The 24,037-nt window shown below is 57.1% G+C and carries 19 protein-coding genes and 1 pseudogene; 8 read left to right on the top strand and 12 right to left on the bottom strand.

Annotated features, from left to right (window positions below; genetic code table 11):
* Window positions 1-2: 2 nt before the first annotated feature.
* From MTP39_RS09965 to MTP39_RS09915, 11 genes and pseudogenes are all read right to left on the bottom strand, one after another.
* Window positions 3-288, bottom strand: a pseudogene (locus MTP39_RS09965) (hypothetical protein); the annotation flags it as partial.
* A 470-nt stretch (window positions 289-758) separates the two neighbouring features.
* Window positions 759-1,430: a hypothetical protein gene (locus tag MTP39_RS09960; RefSeq protein ID WP_249240419.1), complete on the bottom strand. Its 672-nt coding sequence runs from the start codon at window positions 1,428-1,430 to the stop codon at window positions 759-761.
* A 92-nt stretch (window positions 1,431-1,522) separates the two neighbouring features.
* Window positions 1,523-2,437 carry a type I phosphomannose isomerase catalytic subunit gene (locus MTP39_RS09955; RefSeq protein ID WP_249240418.1) on the bottom strand — a complete coding sequence of 305 codons (915 nt, stop codon included), beginning with the start codon at window positions 2,435-2,437 and terminating at the stop codon, window positions 1,523-1,525.
* Between the two features lie 120 nt (window positions 2,438-2,557).
* Window positions 2,558-4,243, bottom strand: a complete 1,686-nt coding sequence (locus MTP39_RS09950) for a phospho-sugar mutase (RefSeq protein WP_249240417.1) — start codon at window positions 4,241-4,243, stop codon at window positions 2,558-2,560.
* 44 nt (window positions 4,244-4,287) lie between these two features.
* Window positions 4,288-4,968, bottom strand: a complete 681-nt coding sequence (locus MTP39_RS09945) for a YesL family protein (RefSeq protein WP_249240416.1) — start codon at window positions 4,966-4,968, stop codon at window positions 4,288-4,290.
* A 37-nt stretch (window positions 4,969-5,005) separates the two neighbouring features.
* On the bottom strand, window positions 5,006-6,196 hold the full coding sequence (locus MTP39_RS09940; protein ID WP_249240415.1) for a glycoside hydrolase family 130 protein: 1,191 nt from the start codon (window positions 6,194-6,196) through the stop codon (window positions 5,006-5,008).
* Window positions 6,183-7,364, bottom strand: coding sequence for an AGE family epimerase/isomerase (locus tag MTP39_RS09935; RefSeq protein ID WP_249240414.1), 1,182 nt, complete (start codon window positions 7,362-7,364; stop codon window positions 6,183-6,185). The genes MTP39_RS09940 and MTP39_RS09935 overlap by 14 nt, the downstream gene beginning before the upstream one ends.
* Before the next feature lie 140 nt (window positions 7,365-7,504).
* Window positions 7,505-8,524, bottom strand: a complete 1,020-nt coding sequence (locus MTP39_RS09930) for a glycoside hydrolase family 130 protein (protein ID WP_249240413.1) — start codon at window positions 8,522-8,524, stop codon at window positions 7,505-7,507.
* Window positions 8,525-8,638: 114 nt separating this feature from the next.
* Window positions 8,639-9,505, bottom strand: a complete 867-nt coding sequence (locus MTP39_RS09925; RefSeq protein ID WP_442899398.1) for a carbohydrate ABC transporter permease — start codon at window positions 9,503-9,505, stop codon at window positions 8,639-8,641.
* A 16-nt stretch (window positions 9,506-9,521) separates the two neighbouring features.
* A complete protein-coding gene (locus MTP39_RS09920; protein WP_249240412.1) occupies window positions 9,522-10,469 on the bottom strand; it encodes a carbohydrate ABC transporter permease in 948 nt (315 codons plus the stop codon).
* Window positions 10,470-10,540: 71 nt separating this feature from the next.
* Window positions 10,541-11,965, bottom strand: coding sequence for an ABC transporter substrate-binding protein (locus MTP39_RS09915; RefSeq protein WP_249240411.1), 1,425 nt, complete (start codon window positions 11,963-11,965; stop codon window positions 10,541-10,543).
* Between the two features lie 411 nt (window positions 11,966-12,376).
* Here MTP39_RS09915 and MTP39_RS09910 point away from each other — a divergent pair, with 411 nt between their 5' ends.
* The gene (locus tag MTP39_RS09910) at window positions 12,377-13,363 is read left to right on the top strand and encodes a LacI family DNA-binding transcriptional regulator (protein ID WP_249240410.1); all 987 of its coding nucleotides are present in this window, start codon (window positions 12,377-12,379) and stop codon (window positions 13,361-13,363) included.
* Between the two features lie 49 nt (window positions 13,364-13,412).
* Here the strand turns inward: MTP39_RS09910 and MTP39_RS09905 are convergent, their stop codons facing one another.
* The gene (locus MTP39_RS09905) at window positions 13,413-14,525 is read right to left on the bottom strand and encodes an SGNH/GDSL hydrolase family protein (protein WP_249240409.1); all 1,113 of its coding nucleotides are present in this window, start codon (window positions 14,523-14,525) and stop codon (window positions 13,413-13,415) included.
* Between the two features lie 272 nt (window positions 14,526-14,797).
* Between MTP39_RS09905 and MTP39_RS09900 the strand changes: the two genes are divergently transcribed.
* From MTP39_RS09900 to pelF, 7 genes are all read left to right on the top strand, one after another.
* On the top strand, window positions 14,798-15,727 hold the full coding sequence (locus tag MTP39_RS09900; protein WP_249240408.1) for a glycoside hydrolase family 113: 930 nt from the start codon (window positions 14,798-14,800) through the stop codon (window positions 15,725-15,727).
* Entirely contained in the window at window positions 15,724-16,803 is a 1,080-nt protein-coding gene (locus MTP39_RS09895) for an SGNH/GDSL hydrolase family protein (protein WP_249240407.1), read from the top strand. The genes MTP39_RS09900 and MTP39_RS09895 overlap by 4 nt, the downstream gene beginning before the upstream one ends.
* A 405-nt stretch (window positions 16,804-17,208) precedes the next feature.
* Complete coding sequence (locus tag MTP39_RS09890; protein WP_249240406.1) at window positions 17,209-17,520, top strand: helix-turn-helix domain-containing protein; 312 nt, start codon at window positions 17,209-17,211, stop codon at window positions 17,518-17,520.
* A gap of 208 nt (window positions 17,521-17,728) precedes the next feature.
* Window positions 17,729-19,849: a hypothetical protein gene (locus MTP39_RS09885; RefSeq protein WP_249240405.1), complete on the top strand. Its 2,121-nt coding sequence runs from the start codon at window positions 17,729-17,731 to the stop codon at window positions 19,847-19,849.
* On the top strand, window positions 19,842-20,756 hold the full coding sequence (locus tag MTP39_RS09880) for a hypothetical protein (RefSeq protein WP_249240404.1): 915 nt from the start codon (window positions 19,842-19,844) through the stop codon (window positions 20,754-20,756). Before MTP39_RS09885 ends, MTP39_RS09880 begins: the two co-directional genes overlap by 8 nt.
* Complete coding sequence (locus MTP39_RS09875; RefSeq protein WP_249240403.1) at window positions 20,753-22,618, top strand: DUF2194 domain-containing protein; 1,866 nt, start codon at window positions 20,753-20,755, stop codon at window positions 22,616-22,618. Before MTP39_RS09880 ends, MTP39_RS09875 begins: the two co-directional genes overlap by 4 nt.
* A 2-nt stretch (window positions 22,619-22,620) precedes the next feature.
* Window positions 22,621-24,036 (top strand): GT4 family glycosyltransferase PelF, encoded by a 1,416-nt coding sequence (gene pelF, locus MTP39_RS09870; protein WP_249240402.1) that lies wholly within the window; start codon window positions 22,621-22,623, stop codon window positions 24,034-24,036.
* Window position 24,037: the final 1 nt, after the last annotated feature.

The following is a 24,037-nucleotide window of genomic DNA, read 5'->3' as shown; positions in this document are numbered from 1 at the left end:
AGCAGTCGTGTGCTGGCTGTTGCCGTTTCCACCGGGCTTCCGATGTTCCACACTGTACTGTTTTCCAATTAGGAACTTTTTCTGTTCCGGGGTTAAATTGCGCTGTCCCAACTGGTTTTTGCAAATCCATGCAAGGACTTCTTCCCGGCTTTCAAAGGGGAGCGGCATCGTGGAGAAGGAGATTTCGGGATGTTCCTGAACGATTTCATAACGATTGTGTCCGTCAACAAGGGTGTTGTTCCACACGATCAAAGGAGAGAGCAGCTTGCCCTCTACCGCTGCGCTCAAAACTGTTTCTGGGTAATTGTTTCCGAATTGTTAAGGCGCAAAAATAAGTAGAGAGTTCCGCTGCTCGTGTATGTTGATCACCGTTTGCTCCGAACGAAGTTCCTACCCCTGTTTGTGCAGCGGCGTTGACGAAAAGTCGGTATCACGTCCGATCGACTCATGAAATTTTCAAGGTGCGTTACCTATAAAAGAAAAATACCGCCCATGCAGCGCAGCGATGGATTTTGTCGGGTGAATCGGCGGCAAAATGAATCGGGTGTGTTGCGGGGCGGTAAGTTCTTTCGTGGACTTTTCCTCACGGAAGTGGTGGGTCTCACGGTGATAACCAACCACTTTTGCCAGCAGGATTTGGAATAAAGGGTATCATGGGAGCATGGGTGCGTCAAGATGATTTTGCAAAATTTATTGCGATAAAGTGGTAGAAGTAAGACTTTCCATGAATTCAGCAAATCAATTGCCGACCTTCAAAATCACATGAGCCTTTCCCACAGCGCATTCCCTACGGCAAGCATATCCGCGTCCACGCCTTCACTCAGACGTCGTGCCACATACCATTCTGCGCCGCTTTCACTCTGCGTTCCGGCAAGGGCGGTGTCCTCCAGCGGAACGGCAAAGTCGGCAACGCTTACCCGGTCGCCCTCCTGCGGGTCGGTGCCGTCCAGCCGACGGAAGCAGCCGTATTTCTGCTCCATCGCTGCCGGGTCATCCACGATGAAGATTATGCTTTCACACAGGTAAAAGTCTGAGTTGAGTTTGTCCTCGCTGGACTCCATCAGCTTGCGCAGGGAGGTGTCCTGTCTGTCGTAACCCAGTGCAAGCCAGATGCTTTTGACGTTGACCTTGATTTTTCCGTCCCCGTTCACATCATCGGCCACAGCTTCCAGCTTCGTTTCCAGCTCGGACAAAAACGCTGCATCTGGGTCCATGCGGCCCACGACGGCTACCGTGTAATCCGGTTTTACCTGTGTGATGCGGCTCCACACAAAATACCCCACCGCCAGCAGGGCAGCAGCGATCAGCACCACATAATACCAGTGGTAGTGCCACCAGTTGGCACGCTGCTGCGCCGGGGTCAGGGGAGGGGGCGTTTCTTGGATCAGGTCTTCGGGTTTGATGTCCCGTTCGTAGCGGTAGGATGCCATGGCTGTGTCCTCTTTTCGTCTGCTTTTCTGCATCTATCATAGCACAAATTCCCGGGCAGCGGCAGACTGCCCGGGAATTTTTCATGCTTTATTTACACCCGGGTACGCAGGCACTTGAGGTCTGTGCCGCTTACAGTATACGCCCCCGTGCCTGCGGGGACAAATAAACTCTCGCCCTTGCGGATGGGCAGGCTTTCGCCGGTGGCGGTCTCGGTCAGGGTGCCCTTGCCTTCCAGTACCAGCAGAGAGGTGAAGGAGGTCTCGTCGCAGACATCCTCAAAGCCACCCTCTACGGCATCTACCGTGAAGTAATCACACTGCGCCAGATGACCGTGGAAGTCCTGCGCTTTCGGCGGCTCCCGGAGGGTAACATCCAGCGCCTGCGGGATGTGCAGCTGCCGGGGTTTGCCATCTGCGCCCAGACGGCCGTAGTCGTAGATGCGGTAGGTGACGTTGGAGTTCTGCTGGATCTCTGCCACCACGATGCCCTTTCGGATGGCGTGCAGCGTGCCGGAGGGGATGAAGAAGCAGTCTCCCTTGTGCACCGGCACAGCGTTCAGCACGTCGGTCAGAGTGTTATCCTGAATGCGGCGTTCAAACTCCTCCTTGCTGATCTCATGGGTGAAGCCGTAGTAGAGGGAGGCACCCGGCTCTGCTTCCAGCACATACCACATCTCGGTCTTGCCGTACTGGTGCTCGTGCTCCAAAGCGTATTCATTGGAGGGGTGCACCTGAATGGACAGGTCTTTTTTGGCATCAATGAGCTTTGCCAGAACGGGGAACTCGCTGAACTTTTCGCAGTGGGTGCCAAGGCAGCCGGGATGCGTGTTGATGTACTGCTGGAAGGTGGAGCCGTCCGGCAGGTAGCTGGGGCCGTCCGGGTGGCAGGACAGCATCCACGCCTCGCTCAGGGGGTGTGATTCGCTCTGGATGCCGTACTCGGTGCGCAGCTTTTCGCCGCCCCAGAGGTAGTCTTTGCAGCTGGGAGTAAGTTGAATCGTTTTCATTTTATATACCTCCGATATGCCTGAAATTGAACACAAAAAGGCGATTTTTCCGAAAAAAGGGTGCAAAAAAGCTGCCCCGTCCATTTTTCGGCAGGAACGAGGCAGCCAGTTTGCAGGGGATTATGCTTTCAACAGGGCAGCGGCAGCTTTGCCAAGGGTGTCATTGATGGCATCGGCTGCTTCTTCGGTGGTGGCAACGGCAGAGAGATACACCTTGATCTTCGGCTCAGTGCCGGAGGGGCGCACCATCAGCTTGGCACCGCCCGCCAGACGGAACTCCAGCACGTTTGCCTTGGGCAGTCCGGTGCCGGCGGTGTTGTAGTCCACTACGCTTTCCACGGCCATGCCGCCGATAGCGGTGGGCGGAGTCTGGCGCAGCTGCTTCATGATGGCATCCATGGTGTGCATTCCGCTTTCGCCCTCAAAAGCGAAGCTGTGCAGGGCGTTGCGGTAGCAGCCAAACTCGGCGTACAGCTTATTGATGGCATCCAGCAGGGTCATGCCCTGCTTTGCGTACCATGCAGCGGCTTCGCACACCAGCAGGGTAGCGTTGACGGCGTCCTTGTCCCGGACGTGGGCACCGGACAGGTAGCCGTAGCTCTCCTCAAAGCCAAAGATGTAGCGGTCGGCTTCACCTGCGGCTTCCAGCAGACCGATCTGCTCGCCGATGAACTTGAAGCCGGTCAGGGTGCGGCGCAGCTCCACGCCGTACTTTGCCGCCACCGGGGTGGCCATATCGGTGGAGACGATGGTGGTCACAGCCACCGGATGCTCCGGCATGGTGCCCAGTGCCTTGCGGGTGCGGCAGATGTAGTCCAGCAGGATGATGCCCATCTCGTTGCCGGTGATGAGCCGGTAGCCGCCCTTGCCGTCGGGCACGGCGGTGCCGCAGCGGTCACAATCCGGGTCGGTGCCCAGCAAAAGATCCGGGTGCACTTTGTCGCACAGCTCCAGACCCTTCTGCATGGCTTCCCGGATCTCCGGGTTCGGGTAGGGGCAGGTGGGGAAGTTGCCGTCCGGCTTTTCCTGCTCCGGCACCACGGTCACATGGGTGACGCCCAGCTTTGCCAGCAGCTTTTTCACGCATTCCAGACCGGAGCCGTTCAGCGGAGTGTACACCAGCTTCAGGTCGGCGGTGCCTGCACCATCACCGACCCGCTGGGCGTAGACGGCATCCACAAAGTCGTCCAGACATTTCTCGCTGCTGTATTCGATCTTGCCCTCGGCAAGGGCTGCGTCAAAGTCCGCAGGCTGTACGGCAAAGCAGTCTACTGCTTCAATGGCGGCAAGGATCTTTGCTGCCACCTCAAGGGTGATCTGGCAGCCGTCTGCGCCGTAGACCTTGTAGCCGTTGTACTTGGCGGGGTTGTGGCTGGCGGTGACGCACACACCTGCACCGCAGCCGTAGTACCGCACCGCCCAGCTCAGTGCCGGGGTGGGCTCCAGACGGGGGTAGATGTACGCCTTGATGCCGTTAGCAGCCAGAACTGCCGCCGTTTCTTTTGCGAACACGTCGCTCTTGATGCGGCTGTCGTAGCCGATGGCCACCTTCTTGGGCAGGTCGGAGGCGTTCAGGTAGTTGGCAAGCCCCTGGGTTGCCTTGCGGATGTTGTAGACGTTCATCCGGTTGGTGCCTGCGCCGATGACACCCCGCAGACCGCCGGTGCCGAATTCCAGCTCCCGGTAAAAGCGGTCGGTGATGGAATCCTCGTTGCCTGCAATGCTGTTCAGTTCATCGGCAAGGTCGGCAGGCATCCCGGGCTGGGAAAGCCAGCGGTCATACTGCTGTTTTACTTTTTCTTCCATGAAATCACACTTTCTTCAAATAAGGACAGTTTCGGTGCAGACGATCATTGCACGCTGTCCTCCGTGTCAGGTTCTTCTTCCGGTTCCTCTTCCTTGCGCCCGGCTTTTTCCAGCTGAGCAAAGGCGGGGCGCATCAGGCTTGCCATGCCAAGGGCAGAACCTGCGCCGCCGATGAGCAGCCACAGGGGCAGCAGATAGACGAACCACGCAGGGGCGGCTTTTGCCAGCAGCGGAAACCACGCCAGAAAAGCCAGATTCCCCACAGTGGGCAGCAGGTTTGCAAGGGTCATGCGGCCACTGTCCGCCAGCACCGGCAGAACGCCGGAATAGGTGAACCGTGCCAGCAGGGCAAAGCCCCAGCTGCCGCAGCAGCCCGCCAGCACCAGCAGCAGAAAGGACGCTGCCGCCAGAATGCCGGTGCTGGGGGTGTCCTGTGCGGTGGCGGTGCGCAGCCCGGTGAGGGCGGCAAAGCCTGCCAGCAAAAGCACCAGCCACAGGGCAGTAGATTGCTTAAAATCCCGCTTGAACGCCTTGAAAAAGTCGGTATGGACGGTGTAGTCCTCCTTTGCCGCCATCTTGTTCACCACCGTGAACAGCCCCAGGGTGGAGGCTCCGGCGGTGACGATGGGCAAACAGCACACCAGCCACAGAAGGTTGGCAAAAAGCAGATCGCCGATCTTCCCCATAGTGCGGTAGAAGGGGCTATCGATGTTGGTCTTTTTCATGGCGTTTCCTTTCGGGTGGAGGTCTCAGAGGGGCGGTTTACTCGCCGATGCTCTTGAGGTACTCCAGATTTTTGTCGATGAGGGCGCACCGCTGCTTTACGCAGTCCACGCTGCGCAGCGGGTCGGCGGGGGTGTTGAAGGCGAAGTCCAGCAGCTTGTCAATGGTGGTGGAAGCCACATGGAGACGGGTGTCGCTGGCTGCATAATAAATATACACGCTTCCGTCATCGTCTGCAATCGCGCCGTTGGTAAAGACCACGTTGGAGACATCGCCCACACGCTCCCAGTCGCGGGGAGCGATCAGGAAGCCGGAGGGCTCTGCGATTATCTTGCTGGGGTCGTCCAGTGCGGTGACGAATACATAAATAACGTACCGCAGCCCAGCGGCGGTATTCCGCACGCCGTGGGCAATGTGCAGCCAGCCTTTTTCGGTCTTGATGGGGGTAGCACCCTCGCCGTTCTTTGCCTCGGTGATGGTGTGGTAGCGGCGGGGGCTGGTGATGATCTCCTCGTCAATGACGGCGTGGGTGATGTCCTCGCACAGACCAAAGCCTACGCCGCCGCCGGAACCGGTGTCGATGAAGTCATCCATGGGGCGAGTGTAGAAGGCGTATTTGCCGTTGACGAACTCCGGCAGCAGATCCACATTGCGCTGCTGGGGGCTGCGCTTGGTGACAAGGTTCGGCAGACGCTCCCAAGTTTTGAGGTCTTTGGTGCGGACGATGCCTGCGGCAGCCACGGCAGCGGACAGGTCATTCACGCTGTTGTCCTTGCTCTCGGAGCAGAACACGCCGTAGATCCAGCCGTCCTCGTGCTGGGTCAGGCGCATATCGTAGACGTTGGTCTCCTCCGGGCAGGTGTCCGGCAGCAGGATGGGCTTTTCCCAGAAGTGGAAGCCCTCCACCGGGCTGTCGCTTTCTGCCACGCCGAAAAAGCTCTTGCGGTCGTTGCCCTCAATGCGTGCCACAAGGTAATACTTGCCGTTCAGCTTGATGGCACCGGAGTTGAACACGGCGTTCACGCCCAGACGCTCCATAAAGTGGGGGTTCGTCTCCGGGTTCAGGTCGAACCGCCAGCTCAGCGGGATGGATTCGCGGGTCAGCACCGGGTTTTCCCACCGGTCGTAGATGCCGTTGTAGAAATCGGTCTTTTTGTTTTTGCGGGCCAGGTAGGCATCCTGCAAAGCCTTCTGGCGCAGGTATTCGGGATGGAGTTTAGACTGTGACATCGGGGTTCCTCCTTATCAGTTCCATGCACATTCTGCCGTTGTGGTAGGGGCACTTCCACGGCTCAAGGATGGGTTTGCGGCTGGACGGTTTTCCGTCTGCGTCCACCTCCCAGAACCATTCACTGCCGGGGCGTTTGTCCACCATCACGTTGCAGATGTAGTGGTAAATATCGGCGGCGGCATCGCGGTATTTTGCATCGCCGCTCTTGTTGTATTCGTTCACGAAGCCCAGCACGCTTTCGGCCTGCACCCACCACACACGGGTGGTGTTCACCTTGCCGCGGTCGCACTCGTTGACCACCGAGTGGTCAATGTAAGCTTCCTTGTAGATGTGGGCGGCAAGGTCGGAGTTGATGGTGTGGATGCGTTTGGAAAGCGCTGCATCGCCCAGTAAATCGCAGCCCCAGTCGATGAGCCAGCTGGACTCGATATCGTGGCCGTAGCTGTACAGGTCGATGATGGAGTTGTAGTGCTGGTCAAAGAACACCAGCTGCCGGTGCAGCTCCGGGCTGTAAATTTTGTGCTCGTAGATATCAAGGATGCGGCGCAGGGCCTTTTCCACCTCCGGGTCACGGCTTGCCTGATAAAGCCCGGCGTAACCCTCGAACACATGGAGCAGGGTGTTCATGGTCTTTGCCGCCATGACACCGTTTTCGGAGAGCTTTTCGTTGCTCTCCGGCTTCCAGTCGATGGTAAAGGCCTCCAGATAGCCCTCGCTGTCGGTGCAGTGCTGCTCGATGAGATGAAAGATCTTTTTTGCGTAGGTCAGCGCAACGGGGTCTTTGGTCAGCCGGTAGTAAGCGGAAAGGGCATAGATGGCAAAGCCCTGATTGTAGGTGTGCTTGGTGGTGTCCTGCGGCTTGCCGGTGTAATCGCAGCTCCAGTACACACCGCCGTTTGCCTCGTCGTAGCAGTTTTTCAGGAAGAACTGGTAGGCGTGGCGGGCATCCTCGGCAAGGTCTGCCCGGCCGGTGAGCATGGCAGCCTCGGAGAAGAACCACAGAATGCGGCTGTTCAGGATGCAGCCCTTTTCGGCCTGTTTGTCCAGCTTCAGGTCAAAATCCATGTAGCCGTAAAAGCCGCCGTTTTCCTCGTCCCGCAGCCCTTTCCAGAAGGGAATGATGGTTTGCAGCAGCATTTCTTCTGCTGCCTGTTTGATGGAAGACATAATACAGAACTTCCTTTCTGTACAAAGTAAAACCCTCTCGGTCACGGCTTGCGCCGTGCCAGCGCCCGGTAGGGGACGTAAAATCTCTTTTTGCAGAGATGGCGATGCGAAGCATTGACAGAGAGGGTTGCGCTTGACGTTTAGCGGATGCCCACCTCGTGATCGGTGGGGCCTGCGTTATCGTGGGTCTTGATGTAATCCACCACCTCGTCTACGGTGGTGAAGGCCAGACCGACATAGCTGTCGGCGCAGCCATAGTACAGAGCGATGCGGCCGGTGTCGGCATCCTGCAAGGTGGCGCAGGGGAAGCAGACGTTGGGCACGAAGCCGCGCTCCTCATACCACTTTTCCGGGGTCAGCAGGAAGTTGCCGCAGCGGTACAGTACCTTACTGGGCTCGTCCTTATCCAGAATGGCACCGCCGATGGAGTAGACGAAGCCATTGCAGGTGCCGGTAACGCCGTGGTAGAACAGCAGCCAGCCCTCGCTGGTCTCAATGGGGGCAGCACCGCCGCCGATCTTCACGCTCTCCCACCAGTTGGAGCCCTTGCTCATCACATGGCGGTGACGGCCCCAGAACTCCATATCCGGGCTCTGGCTCAGGAAGATGTCACCAAAGGGGGTGTGGCCGCTGTCAGACGGGCGGCTCAGCAGGGTGTACAGGCCGTTGATCTTGCGGGGGAACAGCACGGCGTTGCGGTTGAAGGGGATGAAGGGGTTCTCGATGCGGACAAAGGTCTTGAAGTCGGTGGTCTTGGCGATGCCAATGGACGCACCGTAGAAGTCCTGACACCAGATGATGTAGTAGGTGTCCTCCACCTTCACAAGACGGGGATCGTAGGCGTACACCGGCATAAACGGCTCGCCCTTTTCGTTGACGAAGGGGATCTTGTCCTTGTCAAAGTTCCAGTGGATGCCGTCCTCGCTGCGTCCCAGATAGATGTAGGGGATGCCGTCGACCTGTTCGCCACGGAACACGCCGATGAACTTGCCCTCGTAGGGCACCACGGCACTGTTGAAGATGCGTGCCACCCCTTCCACAGGGTTGCGGTCGATGATGGGGTTCTCGTTGTACCGCCACACCGGGGCGGTAACATCGGCGGGCTTTTCCTGCCAGGGGATGTTGGGCAGTGCATCGCAGAACATTTTTACGTTGCTCATAAGATAAACTCCTGTAATAGAAGATTGTTTGTTTTCCTTCTGCTGTATTCTCCCGGCTCCTGCACAGAAACCGGGAGAAGCAGCAGATGAAGGAGAAAGGTGGATGTCGCAATTTTAGCCTTTGACCGCACCGGCAGCCATGCCGCTGTAGATCTGATCCTGACACAGCAGGAACACGATAAGGGCGGGGATGATGGTGATGATGACACCGGCGCAGATGTAGTTGTACTGGTTGCCCATGGGGCCGGAGAACACATACAGCGAGGTAGCAACCACCTGATACTTGGTCTTATCCTGCAGATACAGGTTTGCCATGTAGTATTCGTTGTAGGTGGACACACCCTTCAGGATGGCGCTGGTGACGATGGCGGGCTTCAGCAGGGGCAGCAGGATCTTGAAGAACACACCAAAGTAGGTGCAGCCATCCAGAATGGCGCTTTCATCCAGCGTGGGGGAAAGGTTCTCGAAGAACTGCAAAAAGATATAGATGGTGATAACGTCTGTGCCCATCATCAGGATGATGTAGCCGGGCATGGAGTTCACCAGATGCAGAGCGGTCATGATCTGGTACACCGTGACCTGAGAGGCGATGCCGGGGATCAGGGTGGCAATGGTGAACAGGTTGCGGATCAGCTTGTTGCCGGGGAACTTGAACCGGTTCAGCACATAAGCCAGCATGGCGCTGATCATAATGCTGCCCACCAGCACGCAGATCAGGATAATAAAGCTGTTGAGGAACGCCTTGCCCATGTTGGCCTTGTTCCATGCGATGATGAAGTTATCGAAGTTCAAAAAGCTCTTGGGCAGGGTGATGACGTTGGTGTTGGCGTACTCCTCCTCGGTTTTAAAGGCGGTGAATACGCAGGATACGATGGGCACCAGTGCCACGAAAGCGGCAAAGATCAGCAGCACATACTTGCAGATGTTGATGAGGACGCGCTTCATCTTGATGGAAGCGATCTCGTTTTTGGTTGCGTTCATACGTTCTGCCTCACTTTCACTTGGTTACGCCGCTGCTGCGGTTTTCCAGCCATTTTTCCACAGCCTTCTGGGCGTAGGTGACGATCACGATGAGCAGCAGCAGAACCACAGCCATGGCGGATGCAAGACCCACCTTCTGGTCGGTATGGGCGATCTTGTCCATGACCACGAAGTAGGTGGAGGTGTTGAAGCCGCCGCCGGTGACAACATAGGGCATCTCGAAGGCGGACAGTGCGCCGGACACCGAGATGATGAGGTTCAGCACCACGATGGTGCTGATGGAGGGCAGGATGATGTCCTTGAAGCGGTGCCATGCGTTGGCACCGTCGATCTCAGCAGCCTCGTACAGAACGGGGTCCACAGAAGCGATCGCGCCGATGAACATGACGATGTTCTGGCCGATGTATTTCCAGATGGAGCAGGCCACCAGCACGACGTTGTTGATGGACTCATCCCGGAGCCAGAAGGGCAGCTTATCCATGTTGAAGCCCACCCAGCTCAGCAGGGTATCCAGCACAAAGCCGTGGGTGAAGAAGAACTTGAAGATGAAGCCCACCGAGATGCCGCAGATGAGGCAGGGAAAGTACAGTGCACCCCGGAAGAACTTGCTGCCCTTGCACTTGAAGCTCAGGATGGTGGCAAACAGCAGCGCCAGCGCCATCTGCACCACCGAACCTGCCATGTAGTAAAGGCTCAGGCTCAGAGCGTGGAAGCAGTCTTTGCGGGTAAAGACCGAGATGTAGTTCTGCAGACCCACAAAGGTGCGTCTGCCGATGTACTTCATTTTGAAGAAGCTGAACTCCACCATTTTGAAGAAGGGCAGATAGGTGAACATGAACAGCAGCACCAGCGGAACGAACAGGAACACCAGCGTGACGATGAGCTGCTGCCCGCGCATACTGTGGAAGTATTCGCTGAAGCTCTTGCGCTTTTTAGGCGCGGATACGGTTGCGGAAGATGCCATACAAAAGACCTCCTTTCACCAAAAACAGGGCGGACACGGGCCCGCCCTGCTGATTTATAACGATAGATCGCTTACTGCGGTGCGTAGGCATCCACGGCCTTGTTCCATGCGGCGTTCCAGTCGGCCACGATGTCGTCCAGAGTCTCGTCGCCGTTGATACCAGCCTCCACCACACGCATGACGTGGGTCTGGTCGGCATTCAGCATCAGCTCAGCCTCCTGCTGCACCTCGGTGGCAAGGTCTGCCAGCTCTGCGGGGGCGGGGGCATCCTCGATCAGGTCGATGCCGTCGAATGCCTTCAGGGTATCGGGGTATTCCTGGCTCTTCAGCACCGGCACACCGCCCTGATCATAAGCAAAGTTGGAGCTTTCGGTCAGCCACTTGATGTAGAGCATGGCAGCCAGCTTTTTGTCATCGGTGGTGTTCTTGTTCACACCGTAGCAGTAGTCTGCACCTGCGCTGGCGTACTGGGTACCCTTGACGGTGATGGGGAACGGCATATAGCCAATGTCGTCGGCGTGGTCACCGGCGGCCTGCATCTGCACGATGGCCCAGCTGCCCAGAACCATGGCACCGATCTGGCCGTTATTGATGCGGGGCTTGGAGCCCTCCCAGTCGGTGGTGGTGGGGTCGGCCTCGGTCAGACCGCGCTTCACTGCTTCGTACAGGATGTAGTACACAGCGTAGGGACCCATATCGTCCGCACCCAGAATGCCCTTCTGGAACGGATCCTTGGTCTGGGGCATGGTAATGTTCATCCAGTTCGGGTCGCCGGTTGCGCCGCCGCTGGTGTAAGCATCCCATGCGGTCATGGTCCAGCCGGCGGCGTAGTTGGTGTACAGGGGATCAATGGAAGGATCGTAGTCCTTGATCTTCTGCAGGTCATCCAGGAACTCGTCCGGGGTCTTGGGCAGGGTGGTGATGCCGGCAGCCTCAAAGACCTTCTTGTTGTAGACGATGCCCTGTGCATTGCCGGTGGAGGGGATGCCGTACACGCTGCCGTTATAAGCGCGGTTGGAAGCGAAGTTGTACTCGTTCTCAATGTCGCTCAGTGCGCACAGAGGCTCAAAGTAGTCGCCCAGCTCGGTCAGGGGGATGGCGGTGGGGATCATGCACAGATCGCCCCAGTCCTTGGAAGTCAGACGGGTGGTCATGTCGTTGGCATAGTCGGTGATGCCCTCGTACTTGATGGTGATGTTGGGATACAGCTTCTGGAATGCGGTAATGTAGCCATCGAAGGTGCCGTCATCGATGAGGTCGGTACGGTGGCTGATGATCTTCAGGTCAGCCTTCAAGTCGGTGTTGTCGGTGCCAACGGTCAGCTCATTGTAAGCCTTGGCACCATCCGCACCGGCAGCGGAACCGGCGGTAGAACCAGCGGTGGAGCCGGTGGAACCGGCGGTGGAGCTGGACCCGCCGCCGCAGGCAGCCAGAGCAGATGCTGCTGCCAGAATACCAGTAGCCTTCAGGAAACTACGACGATTGATCTTACGCATAGGGATGTCCTCCTTCTTTAATGTGGAACCTTTTTCCGGGTTGCGAAAGCTTTTGTTAACTTGATTTAGCTAACTGTTTTCTTTCGCTTTTTGTGATTTAAGTATAGCCTTTTCACGATGCACTGTCAATATGACTAAAAAGATTCGGTGATTTGGCGGCAATTCGGCAATATTCCTTGTGAAAACTGCCCCATAAATCCGGGATACAACAGCCATTTTAAAGCTTAAACAAAAATTAAGCTAATAAACAGTAATTGAATTAGCCTAAATAATACCCGACTTTCTGCGTCTTTTTCGATTTTTAACCGCTTTTTTGTTGACGAAACGCCCGAAAACTGTTATGCTTACCATAAAGTAAACGGAACGTTTTTTACCTCACGATCCAATCGAGAAAGAAAGCTGGGATAACTTATGGCAAAAGCAGTGCGCATGGCTGATATTGCCAAGCGGCTGGGCATCAGCACAGTATCCGTTTCCAAAGGGCTTGCCGGCAAGGACGGCGTAAGCGAGGCGATGCGGGCAAAAATTCTTGCTGCCGCCAAGGAAATGGGGTATCAGGTGCCTGTCCGCGCGCAGACGCAGACCGGCGGCGAGACCATCGGCATTCTGGTGGCGGACCGCTTTTTCAACGAGAACGCCTTTTATTCCAATCTGTACCGGGCGGTGCTCAAGTGCGCTGCCGAGCAGGACATCTCGGTGCTGATGGAGATCGTTCTCCCGCAGGCAGAAAAGAGCTGCAACATGCCCAATTTCCTTGTTAACCACAAGGTGGACGGCCTGATCTTCATGGGCGAGATCAGCCGCCGGTATCTGGCCACCGCCGTGCAGACCGGCGTGCCTTTTATGTTGCTGGATTTCTACGACGATGCCATTGCCGCCGACTGTGTGCTCAGCGACAACACCAGCGGCAGCTATACGCTTACGGAACACCTCATCTCCACCGGGCGGCGGAACATCGGCTTTGTGGGCAGCGTGCAGTCCACCAGCTCCATCATGGACCGCTATCTCGGTTATGTAAAGGCTCTGCTGCGCGCCGGGCTTCCCATCCGGGACGACTGGCGGCTCGAAGACCGGGACGACCTGGGAATATTCGTTCCGTTTACACTTCCCCATGAAATGCCGGATGCCTTTGTCTGCAACTGCGATGAGGTGGCCTACAATCTGGTGGAGACCCTCAAGCGCAACGGCTACCGGGTGCCGCAGGATGTGGCAGTGACCGGCTACGATGATTATCGCTTTTCTACCATCTGCAATCCGCAGCTGACCAGCTACCGGGTGGATCTGGATTGCATGGCAAAAACCGTGGTGGCACAGCTCCGCCGCAAGATGGCGCATAAGCCCGCCATCGCACCCACCGTCATCGTGCCCGGCGGCTTTGTAAGAAGAGAATCGACATGAACCGAGAAAAACGGAACGACCCCTGCCGGCTGGCAGGGGTCGTTCCGTTTTATAAGATATCCTTCAAAAAATCCGTCAGTACTTTTGCCGCCTGCCGGTGGTTCTCTGCGCCGGGGTGCTGCCGGGCACCCACGGTTTCCGGCGTGGTGTTGGGCAGCTCCAGCAGATAGACAGAGCTGTCTCCGGTAATGGCCTTGTACTGCTCCATGCCCTGCCGCAATACCGGCAGCAGCTCGCTGCCCAGCATCCCGATGCACCACACCAGCTTTGCCCCGGGGTTCTTCGCCCGGATCAGCGTCAGAAAATGCTGTACACCATTTGCCACTTTTTGGGCGTCCGCAGGGTGGAAGTCCCCATTGGAGAGCCGCCGCAGCTGGTGGGGCTTGCCGGTGGCAGGGTCTTGCCACGGCGGGTTATCAAATGCGCCCGTGTCGTTGGTGCCCAAGTTGACGATGACAGCATCCGGTTTCCATGCAGCAAAATCATTATCCTGCTGTGCGCCAAGGGCGGCATTGCGCTGCCCCATCGCTACACCGCACACCTGCGTATAGTAGGGCGGCATCACATGGCGCACATCGTTGTCCCAGCCGGTCACGATGCCCCAGCCACTTTGCGAGATGCAGCGGTATTCGGCTCCCAGTGCATCGGCGGTCAGGCGGCCGTAGTGGTTCTCCGCAGAGAAAAAGGCTCCCACCCAGTCCTCCTCCGGCTTGGCTCCGATGGCACCCTCGCCGCTGGTGATGCTGTCGCCCACAAACTCCAGCCGATACTGCGGCTCCGGCAGGGGCAGAAATTCGCCGCCTGCATATTCCAGCCCGGTGATCTGCAACAGATGCGCCGGGTCATCGTGCATGGCCTGCACATCCTTTAGCAGCCGGAGGTGCTTTGCCTTGCCCGGTGTCATGCCCCGGAACAGGCACACCCGGCTTTTGCCGGGGTTCACGGCAAACCGTGCCACCCATGCGCCGTTCAGCTCCACGCTGACCCACGGCTCTACCACCTCATAATCGGCGAAAAAGTCCACCCACAGCTCACTGCCGGTAAATTCCAGCTCCATGCCGCTGGCCGTCCAGAACAGGGTCAGCGGGTCACGCCCGGTGTGCCGCCCCAGTGCCCGCACCTGCGGCAGCTGGGTCAGCGTCGCAGTTGTAAGTTGCTCCATTTTCTGTTCCTCCCCTTGGTTTTTGCCTGAAGCATAGCAGATTCTACCCAAAATCGCAAGCTAAATCTGTAAGCTAACAAAAACCTAAAATTTAGTTTAGCCTTTGCGCCTCCCGGTGCAGGGGCTTTTTTCGGGTCAGGTTGACCAGTGCTTTGCCCCTCTCCTTGTACCATACGCTGAAAATGAAGCGGCATATTGACGGAACTTCCAAAACTGTCTTATACTTGTTGTGCAATCTGACGTTGATTTTTGAGAAAAAAGAGGAAGGTTTCATGGAGCTGGAACACAACTTTTACGGGGTGAATTTTGCACCCTTTCCCCACCGGGGCAACCTGAGCAGCGAGACTGCCCACCGCAGCATGGCAGCCATGGTGGAAGCCACCGCAGCCAACTGGGTCATCCTGTCGCCCTCTGGAATACAGTCTGGCCCTTACAGTGAGGAGATCAACTGGAACACCGATGCCACCCCCACAGATGAGGAGCTGTGCGGTGCCATCCGCTTTGCCAAGCAGTTGGGCTTGCAGGTGGCGCTGAAGCCTACCGTCAACTGTGCCAACGGTGTGTGGCGGGCGCGCATCAGCTTTTTTGACCACGATGTACCCTGCGAGACCCAGTGGAGCGGATGGTTTGCCAGCTACACAGCATTCCAGACCCACTACGCCGCACTGGCGCAGGCCGAGGGCTGCGGGCTGTTCCTGACCGGCTGCGAAATGACCATGACCGAGCACCGGGAAGCAGAGTGGCGCGCCCTCATTGCCGCTGTGCGGCAGCAGTACCACGGCCCGGTGAGCTATAACTGCGATAAATACGGCGAGGACCATGTGAACTGGTGGGATGCGGTGGACTGCATCGCCTCCAGTGGCTACTACCCCCTGAAGGACTGGGAAAACCAGCTGGACCGTATCGAGGCGGTGAGCCAAAAATACAAAAAGCCCGTCCTCTTCAGCGAGGCAGGCTGCATGAACATCACCGGTTCTTCTGCCGTGCCCAACAACTGGGAGCTGAAGGGAACACGGAATGATCTGGAGCAGGCAGATTGGTATGAGGCAATGTTTTCCGCCTGCGCCAAGCGTCCGTGGGTCATGGGCTTTGGCGTGTGGGACTGGCCTGCCGATACCAGAGCAGTCAGTGCCTACGCCGTGTCCGGCCGTCCGGCGGCAAAAATTATCCATAGTGCATATCAGGGAGGAGTTTTAGAATGAATACGTCCAATTTTGCTCGCTTGAAAGAACTGTTCCGCCGTGCCGCGGCAGGGCAGGAACTGACCATCGGCTTTCTGGGAGGTTCCATCACCCAGGGCAGCCTTTCCACCCAGCCCGGTAATGCCTACGCTTTCCGGGTGTACCAGTGGTTCGTGGATACCTTTCCGCAGTCGAAGTTCCACTACGTCAACGGCGGCATCGGCGGCACCAGCTCCCACTATGGCGTTGCCCGTGCCGTGACCGATGTGCTGATGTACCAGCCGGATTTTGTGGTAGTGGATTTCAGCGTCAACGATCTGGACGTCCCCTTCCGGCAGGAGACTTACGAGGGTGTTGTCCGCAAGCTGCTGGCATGGCCCTCTCACCCGGCGGTGGTGCTGCTGAACAACATTTATTACGATACCGGCGAGACGGCACAGGACGAGCACAACGCCGTGGGCGACCACTACGGTGTGCCCCACGTCAGCATCCGGGACAGCATTTACAAGGATCTGCGTGCCGGTAAGTATGCCAGCCGCACTCTGCTCAGCCCCGATGGGCTGCACCCCAACGATTACGGCCACGGTCTGGTGGCAGGGGAGATCATCAAGCTGCTGGAGGCAGTCAACGCCCACCGGGAAGAACCGGAGCAGGAGCCTGCCTTCCCGGCACCGCTCACCGCCAACGCCTACGAGAACGCCCGGCGGCTGACCATCCGGGAGCTCTCCCCCAAGCTGGAAGGTTTCCGGGCAGACCCGGAGGAAAAGCTGGGGCATCTGGACCACTGGAAAAACGGCTGGGTAGGCCAGAAGCCCGGCGACAAAATCACCTTTGAGGTGGACGCCTCCTGCATTGCAGTGCAGTACCGCAAGACCATCCGCCGCCCGGCGCTGCGGGCACAGCTGGTGCTGGACGGCGACACCGCCCACCCTGTTCTATTGGACGGCAACTTCGATGAGGATTGGGGCGATTGCCTGTATTTACAGCCCGTCCTCCACCATGGAGAGCAGAAGACCCATACCGTGGAGATCACCATTCTGCCCACAGAGGATAAAGCTCCCACAGAATTCTACCTCATGGCGCTGATCACGGCGTGAGGGAAAATGCCCCTCCTGGATTTGATTTTGGTGTGTGACCACTCAAACCAATGCCGTTAAGCCGGTGGGGGATACTATAAAACGGCAAGGCCGCCTGCTGCCAAGCGACCTTGCCGTTTTGTGCTGTATTTTGCTAAATCAGATGGTTAGCACTGCCTAACAACTGACGCAAAAAAATGCAGGGTAAAACCCTTCAAATGGTTAGACAAAACAAATCCGTGGGATTGAAATAGCACTCCCGCAGGGCGTTGTCAAGCAGAAACCGATAAGTTTGCAGGGGTGAATTTTTTCGATGCAGAAATCGTTTTGCATCTTTTATGCCGCAGGGGAGGCTCCAATAACGAAATCTCTTTCAAAATCTCCGAGAATGCCTAAACATCTTGGCAGAGGCAGCAGCAGGGCGAAGTGTACGATGCCCGGTTGGAAGGGAAACTTTCCGGCTGGCACGGCGTAAAGACCCAGCCGAATACCCTGCCCATCAACGGCATGAACACCGTGCCCCTCCGGGAGCAGGAAGCCTTTGCGGGCAAGCTGCTGCACACCCCCAGCGGCGAGAAGGAATTACTGGTCCTTACCGACCACAGCGTCAACGAGATCGCACAGGAAGTTGGCTTTGGGGACGCCAGCAATTTTTCCACCCGGTTTGCAAAAGCCACCGGGCAAAGCCCTTTGCAATACCGCAAAAGCGCGCTGAAGCCGCTGGAGACGGCAAGGTGAAGCGCTTGATTGTAGTAAAGTATTTTCTGCAAAAACGGTGCGACCATGACCGACCTGCGGGCGCAGTGCGGAAGTGTAATAACCCACTATTGTTATTTTATGCAAAGAGTGATATTATCACTATTATAAAAGACTGTTTCCCTTAAAGAAAAAGTATGCACCCGCCGGATACTGGAAAAAGGACGGACGGGCAGCAACGGTAAATGCAATGGAGATTTTACTCACAGGTTTTACAGCATTCCTGACGCAGGAGTGGATCGAGACGGCATTCCCGGATGATCATGTGTTGACTACCCACGCAAAAGGGGAAGCGCTGCTGGACACCCGGATCAAGACAGTGATGCTGGAAAGCAAGCAGCTGCTGGATCAGCTTTCGGAAACCTACCAGTTTGATCGGGTTGTCTATTTTTCTGAATATCTGCTGCCACACGGTGAACAGGAAGGTGAACTGGACCGCCTGCGCCGGGTACTGCAATCCTGCCGTGAGCGGGAGGTGGAGCTGTTGTACCTCTCGGGGCCGGAGGCTGCATTGACGCCGTCCTCCGGCAAAACGTTGCTGGCCAATGCAGCGGAGGAACTTTGCTTCCATTACGCCAAGACCAGCAAACTTCAGGTCAAGGTGTTCCGCCTGCCCTATCTGTATGCCGTCTCGGCCAGCGGTGCGGAGCAGTTTGCACGGTTGTTCGAGCAGATATCTGCAGGGACTGTTCAAATGGATGAGCAGGCCGCGCAGCCGCTGCTGGCGCTCTGCGCAGAAGAGTTGGCAGATCTCGTTGCCCGGGTATTCGATACATGGACGCCGGAACCGGAGCGCTTTACACTGCCGGATGTTTTTGGGAGCACACAGGGTCAGCTGGGCGAGGCGCTGCAAAAGCTGCAGCCCGGACTGAAGGTGCTGTACGGCACCGATACCATCCAGACCTATCCCGCAGCGGATAATACTGTCCGCCGCAGGTACGGCTGGTTCCAGCGGTACAGCCTTCTGGACGATCTGCCAACGATCTATAATATGTGGTGCGCCCGGCAGGCGGAGAAAAAAAGTTTTATACGCAAAACGGTGGATAAGATCCGCCAGAGCCCGCGCCTGCTGCAGCTGATAGAGATCGCTGCCGCGTGGTTCGTCACGGAACTGCTGGTGCGTATTACAGGCACGGACGCACAGTTCCAGATGATCGATTTCCGGCTTATGTTCGTTGTGCTGGTCGGCACGGTCTACGGTCTCAATGCAGGTGTGTTGTCCGCTGTGCTGGCGTCTGTTTCTCTGGCAGCGGGCTATCTGCGGCAGGGTACCACCCTGATGCTGTTGTTTTATGAGCCTGCCAACTGGTTAGCGTTCATTGTATATTTTGTGGTGGGAGCGTCCTGCGGCTATGTGCAGCTGCGTAATACAGAGACCGCCCGTTTCGTGCAGGAAGAAAATAATCTGCTGTATAAGCGGCTAGAATTTACCCGGAAACTGTATCAGGATACGTTGGAGGATAAACAGATGTTCCGCCGCCAGATTCTGGGACGCCGGGACAGCTTTGGCAAGATCTATGCTGTGACCCAGCAGCTGGATATGCTGCAGCCGCAGGAGATCTACCGCAAGACGGTGCAGGTGATGGAGGACGTGCTGGAAAACCACAGTCTCACCATCTACCGGATGGAAAAGAACCATGGGTTTGCCCGCCTTACCGCTGCCAGTGCCGGAATGACGCCGGAGCCGGCGCACTCGCTGGAGGTGGAGCAGTGGTTGGATGTGCTCCGCGCCATCGAACAGGAAGGGCTGTGGGTGAATCGCGGCTTCCTCCCCGGGCGTCCGATGTATGCTGCGGGTGTGCGGCAGAACGGCAGCCTTGTGGTACTGATCGGGCTGTATACTGCCGGTGAGGAGCAGATGACCCTGTATTACCAGAACCTGTTCCGCATCCTCTGCGGACTGGTGGAAACAGCACTGGTGCGTGCCTTTGCGTACGAAAGTGCTGTGCGGGAAAACTGGTATCTGCCCGGCACCTGCCTGCTGCGCCCGGCGGTGTTTGCGGAGCAGCTGGCTACAGCCTGCACCCTGCAGGAAGATAAAATGGCGCATCATCTGCTGCTGCGGGTGACGGGGGAATTTAAAGACCGGGCCGAACTCAATGAGCGGGTGGAGCGCTCCATCCGCAGTACCGATGCAGCAGGCGTTGGAACAGACAATACCGTTTACTTGCTGATGAATCAGGCCGATGAAGAAGATCTGCCGCTGCTGACCCGGCGCTTGGGGGAAAAAGGCCTTTGTGTCACTGCGGTGCCGCTGGATGAGCAGCTGCGGCTGATCGACACTGCAAAACAGGAGGTACCGCATGCGTAACGGGTTCTGGCTTGGGCTTGTACTGCTGGCGGTGCATCTGGCCGTATGCGGGGGCCTTTGGCTGCTGGCCCGGACCCGGGCACTGGAGGTGGAGGGATATTTTATCCCGGTGATGCTTCTTGTGCCGCTGTGGGGGCCCCTGTGCGTGCTGCTGCTCCACACTTCCAATCGCCTTACAGGCGGGTGCCTGCGGGAACAGACATTGGAAAAACTGCGCATCAATGAAGAAATACACAAAAACATCCTTGTGATGGAAAACGAAGGCGAGGATACGGTCGTTCCGCTGGAGGAAGCGTTGCTGGTCAACAGCCCTGCGCAAAAGCGGAAGCTTATCCTCTCGGTGCTGACGGATGATCCCGCAGGTTATTACGACCTGCTTCAGCAGGCCCGTATGGACAACGACAGCGAAGTGGTGCATTACGCTTCCACGGCATTGTCACAGATCACCAAAGAGGCAGACCTGAAATTGCAAAAGCTGGAGCAGCGCTATGCCGCTGCCCCGGACGATGCTGCTGTGCTGGAAGAATACTGCGATTATCTGGAAGGCTACCTAAAAGACGGCTTTGTACAGGGCAGAGCCGCAGAGATCCAACGCCACCAGCTGGAGCAGCTGTTGAAAAAGCGGATGGAAAGCCTTGGCGGACGCCGCAGCTGTACGCTGGAGTGCAGGCTGGCAGATGTTCAGCTCGGTCTTGCGGAGTATGACCGCGCAGAGAAAACGCTGGAGGATCTTACAGCGCGCTGGCCTCAGCGCGAGACGCCGTGGGTGCTCCGCCTGCAGCTGGCAGCAGCGCTGCGCGATGGGGCGGCTATCCAAAAAACACTGTGCCAAATCGAGGAAAAGGAGGTCTACCTCAGCGCAAAGGGCCGCGAGATCGTGCGGTTCTGGCAGGGGAAACAGCAATGATAAAGGAGATCTTTTCCTGGCTGCGGGCATTCCGCTGGCAAAAGCTGCTGATCATCTGGGCTGTGTTCGTGGCGATGGCCGCTATCCTGTTTGCGGAGCGCAGCGGTGTTCAATACGAGGCAACAAAATTTAAGATCAATTATCTTCCCCGGACAGAGGTCAAGCCTGCACAGATCGCCATGTTCGGCCAGCCTGCCACCTGCCTGCTGCTCTACGATTCCGGGCAGGAAGGCACAGACCTTGCAAAAAAGCAGTTCGATCAGATCCTGCTGGATATGAAAGTGAGCACGCAGGCTGTGGATGTGCACACAACATCTCTTGCAGAGATCCCGGAATTTGACCGGTATAAAACCGTTGTGGTCCTCATGAGTGAGCTGGACCCGTTGGGCAAACGCCTGATCGACCTGATGAACTGGGTGCGGGACGGCGGCAGCGTTTTGTTTGCCATGGCACCCCAGAAAACAACATATTTTGACGTGATCTCACCCGAACTCGGTGTCCTGTCCTCTTCCTGGGAGTATAAGACTGCAGAAAGCATTGTTCCCACAGAGGAGTTTATGCTGGGCGGCGGGCAGCGGTATGAGTTCAGTGACCCATTTGAATCCTCTCTCAGTGTCAGTCTCCGGGAGGAAGCCACCGTCTATGCCAGCACAGGGGACGAAGGCGTTCCGCTGGTATGGGGCACAAAGTCCGGTGCCGGCAGGGTGGTGGTGGACAACATCGGCATTTACGATAAGGTGCTGCGGGGCATTTATGCGGCTTCCTACAGCCTTCTGTGCGATGCCGCGGCCTATCCGGTGATCAACGGCGCTGTGTTCTATCTGGATGATTTTCCGTCTCCGGTGCCCGGCGGCGATGGCACTTATATCCGCAGGGATTACAGGATGAGCATTGCGGACTTTTATTCCAAAGTCTGGTGGCCGGATCTCGTAAAGCTTGCACAGCAATACTCTATCCGTTTTACCGGTGTCATGATCGAAAACTACGAGGACGATACCCAGAGTGCGCCGGAGCGTCAGCTGGACACCCAGCAGTTCCGATACTTTGGCAGCCTGCTGCTGCAACAGGGCGGGGAAGTGGGCTTCCACGGCTACAACCATCAGCCGTTGGTACTGCCCGATACGGATTACAAGGATCTTTACAGCTACCGTCAGTGGCCCAGTGAGGATGCCATTGCGGCAGCAATGAACGAACTTATCAGTTTTCAAAAGACCTTGCTGCCCAACACCGAGGGCAGCGTCTATGTGCCGCCCTCCAACATCCTTTCCGCTGCCGGGCGGAAGGTGCTGGGCAGCAAGGTGACCCAGATCCGCACCATTGCCAGCACCTACTTTGCGGAGGAGGGCACATCCCTGCCCTATGTGCAGGAATTCGGTGTGGCCAGCGACGGTGTCGTGGAGCAGCCCCGCATCGTATCCGGCGGTATGGTGGGAGATACCTATATGCGGCTGGCTGCGATGAGCGAGTTGAATATGCACTACGTCAGCACCCACTTCATGCACCCGGACGATCTGCTGGATGTGGACCGTGGTGCTGCAGAAGGCTGGGAAACTTATAAGGGCGGCCTGGAAGATTACCTCAAATGGCTCAGTGCCACCGCACCGGATCTGCGCAGGCAGACCGGCACCGAGTGCTCTGCTGCCATTCAGCGGTATGCACAGCTGACGGTCACGCTGGACAGCACCGATACCGCGTGGACGCTGCACCTTGGCAATTTTGTGGATGAAGCATGGCTGTTCTTTCGTGCCAATGAGGGAACACCCGGCAAGGTGACGGGCGGTGAACTGACCCGTCTGACCGGGAATCTTTATCTGCTCAAAGCCAATGCTGACACCGTCCGCATTGAAAAGAAGGGGGCGTGACCATGCGCATCTGTCTGGTGCTGGAGGGATCTTATCCCTATGTTCACGGCGGCGTATCCACATGGATGCACGCTTATATTCAGGCCATGCCTTGGCAGGAATTCTCCCTCTGGGTCATCGGTGCCAAAGCACAGGACCGGGGAAAGTTTGTGTATGAGCTGCCGCCCAACGTAAAAGAAGTGGAGGAGGTTTTTCTGGATGATGCCCTCCGTCTCCACGGGGAGCGGCAGCCGGTCCTGTTTACCGCAGACGAGCGTACCGCCCTGCGGGAACTGGTACGGCTGGGCAGCCCGGATTGGGATGTGCTGTACCGTCTGTTTCAGGAAAAAGGCGTCCACCCGCTCTCTTTTTTGCAGAGCCGGGATTTTATGGAGCTGTTCACCGATATCTGCCTGCAGGAGTATCCCTATGTGGCCTATGCGGATGCGTTCCATACCATGCGCTCGATGCTGCTGCCGGTGCTCTACCTGCTTACGGGCCGGGTGCCGAAAGCGGATGTCTACCATGCGATCTCCACCGGCTACGGCGGTCTGCTGGCCTGTCTGGGCGGCAGTCTGAACCATGCACCGGTGCTCCTTACGGAACACGGCATCTATACCCGTGAACGTGAGGAGGAGATCATCCGCGCAGAGTGGGTGGTGCCCTCGTTCAAGAGCCGATGGATCCGGTTCTTCTATGTGCTTTCTGAGGAGATCTACCGGCGGGCGTTCCGGGTCAGCAGTTTGTTCTATAATGCCCGCCGGACGCAGATCGAAATGGGGTGCAATGCTGAAAAGTGCATCGTGATCCCAAACGGCGTCCAGTACGAGCGGTTCTGCAATATCCCGCTCAAACAGGAGGATGGCTGGGTGGATATCGGCGCAGTGGTGCGTCTGGCACCTATCAAGGACGTCAAGACCATGATCTATGCGTTCTTTGAGCTGGCCTCCCGGGTGCCCAATGTGCGGCTCCACATCATGGGCGGCGTGGATGATGAGGATTATGCTAAAGAATGCTATGCACTGGTGGAGGAATTACAGCTCAAAAATCTGATCTTCACAGGCCGTGTGGATGTGGTGCAGTATATGCAAAAGCTGGACTTCACTATCCTTACCAGCATTTCGGAGGGACAGCCGCTCTCTGTGCTGGAATCCATGGCAGCCCGCCGTCCCTGTGTGACTACGGAGGTGGGGTGCTGCCGGGAACTGCTGGAAGGTGCCCCGGGGGATACGTTCGGCATTGCAGGCTACTGCGTGCCCCCTATGTACCGTCAGGGATTGGCTGATGCAATGGAAAAAATGTGCGCCAGCCGTGCCCGGCGCGAAGAGATGGGGCGCATTGGCCAAAGACGGGTGGATGCGTACTTTCACCACGAGCAGATGCTGGCCAACTACCGCAAAATGTACGATGAAACCGCTAAGGAATATCACTTGGAGTAAC

It is taken from the genome of Faecalibacterium sp. I3-3-33, assembly GCF_023347295.1.
Taxonomy (GTDB): domain Bacteria; phylum Bacillota; class Clostridia; order Oscillospirales; family Ruminococcaceae; genus Faecalibacterium.
Note: the sequence above shows the minus strand (reverse complement) of the source record. Positions and strands in the feature narration are given on the sequence as shown.

What these genes read in the sequence shown, in the direction of transcription:
- MTP39_RS09920 (WP_249240412.1), bottom strand. Translation starts at nt 10,469, where the DNA reads ATGGCATCTTCCGCAACCGTATCCGCGCCTAAAAAGCGCAAGAGCTTC.
- pelF (WP_249240402.1), top strand. Translation starts at nt 22,621, where the DNA reads ATGCGCATCTGTCTGGTGCTGGAGGGATCTTATCCCTATGTTCACGGC.
- MTP39_RS09905 (WP_249240409.1), bottom strand. Translation starts at nt 14,525, where the DNA reads ATGGAGCAACTTACAACTGCGACGCTGACCCAGCTGCCGCAGGTGCGG.
- MTP39_RS09915 (WP_249240411.1), bottom strand. Translation starts at nt 11,965, where the DNA reads ATGCGTAAGATCAATCGTCGTAGTTTCCTGAAGGCTACTGGTATTCTG.
- MTP39_RS09940 (WP_249240415.1), bottom strand. Translation starts at nt 6,196, where the DNA reads ATGTCACAGTCTAAACTCCATCCCGAATACCTGCGCCAGAAGGCTTTG.
- MTP39_RS09885 (WP_249240405.1), top strand. Translation starts at nt 17,729, where the DNA reads ATGGAGATTTTACTCACAGGTTTTACAGCATTCCTGACGCAGGAGTGG.
- MTP39_RS09930 (WP_249240413.1), bottom strand. Translation starts at nt 8,524, where the DNA reads ATGAGCAACGTAAAAATGTTCTGCGATGCACTGCCCAACATCCCCTGG.
- MTP39_RS09900 (WP_249240408.1), top strand. Translation starts at nt 14,798, where the DNA reads ATGGAGCTGGAACACAACTTTTACGGGGTGAATTTTGCACCCTTTCCC.
- MTP39_RS09945 (WP_249240416.1), bottom strand. Translation starts at nt 4,968, where the DNA reads ATGAAAAAGACCAACATCGATAGCCCCTTCTACCGCACTATGGGGAAG.
- MTP39_RS09925 (WP_442899398.1), bottom strand. Translation starts at nt 9,505, where the DNA reads ATGAACGCAACCAAAAACGAGATCGCTTCCATCAAGATGAAGCGCGTC.
- MTP39_RS09875 (WP_249240403.1), top strand. Translation starts at nt 20,753, where the DNA reads ATGATAAAGGAGATCTTTTCCTGGCTGCGGGCATTCCGCTGGCAAAAG.
- MTP39_RS09880 (WP_249240404.1), top strand. Translation starts at nt 19,842, where the DNA reads ATGCGTAACGGGTTCTGGCTTGGGCTTGTACTGCTGGCGGTGCATCTG.
- MTP39_RS09950 (WP_249240417.1), bottom strand. Translation starts at nt 4,243, where the DNA reads ATGGAAGAAAAAGTAAAACAGCAGTATGACCGCTGGCTTTCCCAGCCC.
- MTP39_RS09910 (WP_249240410.1), top strand. Translation starts at nt 12,377, where the DNA reads ATGGCAAAAGCAGTGCGCATGGCTGATATTGCCAAGCGGCTGGGCATC.
- MTP39_RS09895 (WP_249240407.1), top strand. Translation starts at nt 15,724, where the DNA reads ATGAATACGTCCAATTTTGCTCGCTTGAAAGAACTGTTCCGCCGTGCC.
- MTP39_RS09935 (WP_249240414.1), bottom strand. Translation starts at nt 7,364, where the DNA reads ATGTCTTCCATCAAACAGGCAGCAGAAGAAATGCTGCTGCAAACCATC.
- MTP39_RS09960 (WP_249240419.1), bottom strand. Translation starts at nt 1,430, where the DNA reads ATGGCATCCTACCGCTACGAACGGGACATCAAACCCGAAGACCTGATC.
- MTP39_RS09955 (WP_249240418.1), bottom strand. Translation starts at nt 2,437, where the DNA reads ATGAAAACGATTCAACTTACTCCCAGCTGCAAAGACTACCTCTGGGGC.